At 46.5% G+C, this 3,126-nt stretch carries 5 protein-coding genes and 1 pseudogene; all 6 read right to left on the bottom strand.

The window, feature by feature from the left end; all coding sequences use genetic code 11:
* Positions 1–169: 169 nt before the first annotated feature.
* Entirely contained in the window at positions 170–544 is a 375-nt protein-coding gene (locus H7F08_RS15055; protein ID WP_227487913.1) for a twin-arginine translocation signal domain-containing protein, read from the bottom strand.
* Positions 545–585: 41 nt separating this feature from the next.
* On the bottom strand, positions 586–915 hold the full coding sequence (gene soxZ, locus H7F08_RS15060) for a thiosulfate oxidation carrier complex protein SoxZ (protein WP_065973623.1): 330 nt from the start codon (positions 913–915) through the stop codon (positions 586–588).
* Between the two features lie 46 nt (positions 916–961).
* The gene (soxY, locus tag H7F08_RS15065; protein WP_010636838.1) at positions 962–1,465 is read right to left on the bottom strand and encodes a thiosulfate oxidation carrier protein SoxY; all 504 of its coding nucleotides are present in this window, start codon (positions 1,463–1,465) and stop codon (positions 962–964) included.
* A 35-nt stretch (positions 1,466–1,500) separates the two neighbouring features.
* Positions 1,501–2,013, bottom strand: coding sequence for a hypothetical protein (locus H7F08_RS15070; protein WP_010636839.1), 513 nt, complete (start codon positions 2,011–2,013; stop codon positions 1,501–1,503).
* Positions 2,014–2,403: 390 nt separating this feature from the next.
* Positions 2,404–2,829 (bottom strand): RrF2 family transcriptional regulator, encoded by a 426-nt coding sequence (locus H7F08_RS15075; RefSeq protein ID WP_010636841.1) that lies wholly within the window; start codon positions 2,827–2,829, stop codon positions 2,404–2,406.
* Between the two features lie 14 nt (positions 2,830–2,843).
* Positions 2,844–3,126: pseudogene (locus tag H7F08_RS15080) on the bottom strand (protoheme IX farnesyltransferase); the annotation flags it as partial.

Here is a 3,126-nt window from a genome sequence, read left to right on the forward strand (position 1 = left end):
TTTATAATCAGAGCGTTAACGATCACTCATTATATCACGGAAGGCGGTTCTATTCATCGTTATCTGGCTGATTCACAATAAATAAAACAAGAAAAATAGGGTAACAAAATAGCGCCAAAATAAGTATAATTCATAGATAAATAATAATATTTAATGACCGACATTTTTGTTAACCATGCCGATTTTCCTCGCGGAAAAACGGTGAAACTTTAGTATCAAAATCCATGCAGGATAAAGCATAACCTTCCGGAGTCCCGGCTTTGATCCCATAATATTCGAGCTTCTTATCACCCACCATATGTGGTGTGACACCCCATTCCTTTTGTTCACGCGTGCCAATGTTGGTGCCCGGCTCACGCCACCAAACGGGCAGCAACTGTGCATGGGTATCCGTAATATGGAGTAACGTGACATTACCGTATTCGGGTATTTCATAGGGGTCCTTACCTGAACCCCAGGAAGAAGCAATGGCAGATGGCGATAAAAATCCTGTTGCTCCAGCAATACCCATCATCGCCATGAAATCTCTACGTGACAGATTCATACTCACCTCGCGGGTTATCTTTTGTGAAAACGCTGGTTCATTCAGGCAACAGTGATGGATGCCTTACTTGACCAGACACCATTCGTATTGTCTTTCCAGGTCATTTCCAGCGTACCGCTTTCAACGGCGCGCATTTTAAAAGCCAGATAGGGATTGGCGCTGATCGCTGTACTCCAATCTACATTACAGAGTGGCTTGTTGTTAAAAGTCACGGTGACTGTCTGAATAAAATGCGCAGGAATCAACTTGCCCGCTTTATTTTTGCTCAGCCCCGTAGTCATCGGATTCATGATCAACGAACGTACTTCAACAATTTGTCCTTTTTTGGCGTGTGAAGCCATCCGGATCATTGGATTACCAATTGCTGCCATAATAATTTCTCCTTAATCAATTTTGATGCTTGGAATTCTCTGATATTTATCCGCCACAACCGCCGATGGTTACCTTGATTTCCTGGGGCTTGGAAGACATCATCACGCCCTTATTGGTCCTGGCGACAGCTCTGACCATATCGGTTTTCGCCATCTTGATGCGTTCCTGAAAATAGGCATGACCACTATCCGGCGTAAAATGAAAGGCACTGGCCAATGGCGTAGGATTATGATCCACATACAAATATACAGATTCGATATAATCATCGGCGGTCATGGGATGATCTACATCCACGGTTACCGGAACTGCCGCGCCATTCTCCGCTATGGTTGGTGCGGTCAGGCGGACTTTCGCCGAAGTTTTTACCGAGGTTGTATCAATACTGTCCTTCATCGCCTCATCCAGCTTTTTGGCATCAAATTCCGCTGCAGGCCAACCTGCCACATTGGCGGCATTGGCAATGGCTGGCATCAACACCCCGGAACCGGCTACTGCCGCCATACCCACTGCTGACATTCCCAAAAATTTCCGTCTTTTCATCTGTTCCATTGATCTCTCCTTCTAGCCAAACGTGAACTTACAAATTATTTCCCTGAAAAGTCAGGGATTTTGGTAATCTGCCGAGACATGGGAATACCCTGCAGCACTTTAATCACGGCACTATCAAAAGATTGTGTGATTTTTTTGGAAGCCGGCGTATTCGCAAAGTCAGCCCGTAATCCGTAAACGATGTAACTGTTTTGTCCTTTTGAAAACACATCCAAAGTCAATGGACAACCTGCGGCAGCAGGCCAATCGGCATTCAGCAACTTACTGAAGTCATAGGGATTACAAAATACCAAAGCTTGTACATCGGTAAATTTATGCCGATTAAAATTGGGTATTTTCAGTTGCTTCTGCTGGGATTGAATCAGCTTCAAAATATTGAGATGAAGCACAATTTTATAACCACCATCATGCAAAACGTTTTTGACTTCTGACATGGCCGCTTTCATGGGCATATCGACTTTCTCGATATACACCGGGCTTGCTACCGCAGTGACGAATAAACTTGCACAAACACTCACACTCAGTGCTACCAATCCTCGAAATTTCATTCCGGGCGACCCCTTTCCAATTGTTCACGACAAAAACATCACGTACTGTTGATTTTTCACATCAGCAATCTGATCAAGCTCATCATGGGAGCCGCCAAATCTAAACTGATTAGTCTATAGCAAACTGTATGCCAAACCTTGAAATGCACCCATTGAGACCCACAAAAATCCCTGATGGCGCCATTTTTTTAATTATTTTATCAAATAGAACAAAAAGTTGATTGTGTATTTATGGTAAAGACATACGGCAGATGTTTCTCTGTAGCACCCCGCAGCACCCCATCCATTCGCCGCTGATTCTTGGTCCAGGACCAGACTGGTCCAGATGGCACAGAACCAGCTAATCTTGGTCCCGATATGTGCACAACCTCCCAATGAACGCATAGGGACCTATGCCAAATTCCCCGGGCTAGCAAACAACATCTGTGCCATAGCACCAATGCTTTGTTGACGCAGCACTTCCATTTCCTGCCCGCGCAGTTGCGCCCACTGACAATGAACCGGGCAGGCAGTTTCATCGGCACACACCTTCAAACCCAACAGACAATGCGGGGTCAGACGCCCTTCCACTGCTTCCACAACATCCAGAATATTCAAACTGTCCGCATTGCGCGTAAGTACAAAACCGCCACCACGCCCTTTCAAAGATTCCAGCAATCCCCGCTTGGCTAATCCACGCATGATTTTGGTTATGCACTGAATTGGCATTCCCAGATATTCAGCTACGTCGCGACTTAATACCGGCGTACCCGGCTTTCGGGCGGCAATATAAATCATGGCCCGCAAGGCGCATTCACTGCTTTTGCTGAACATCATTTGCCAATCCTCTTTTATCCTAAAAGCAATTTGCCCAGAATGAGTGCGGTATAAAGCAAAAACAGATAAGAGATGGAATAAGCGAACATGCTGCGGGCGTATTGATCCATTTCCTGACCTTCGGGCAGGGCTTTCAGGCGCAAGGCCATGCCCACAAACCAGGCGCCCGAGAGCCAGGCAATGCCGCCGTAGATCCAGTCTCCGGTCAGAAACGCCGGGATCATGCTGACCACCCAGGTGAGGATGGCGTAGTTCAGGACTTCCTTGCGGGTCCGGTCGATGCCGTGGGTGCAGGGC

The organism is Acidithiobacillus sp. HP-11 (assembly GCF_015100075.1).
GTDB classification, from domain to species: Bacteria; Pseudomonadota; Gammaproteobacteria; order Acidithiobacillales; family Acidithiobacillaceae; genus Acidithiobacillus; species Acidithiobacillus thiooxidans.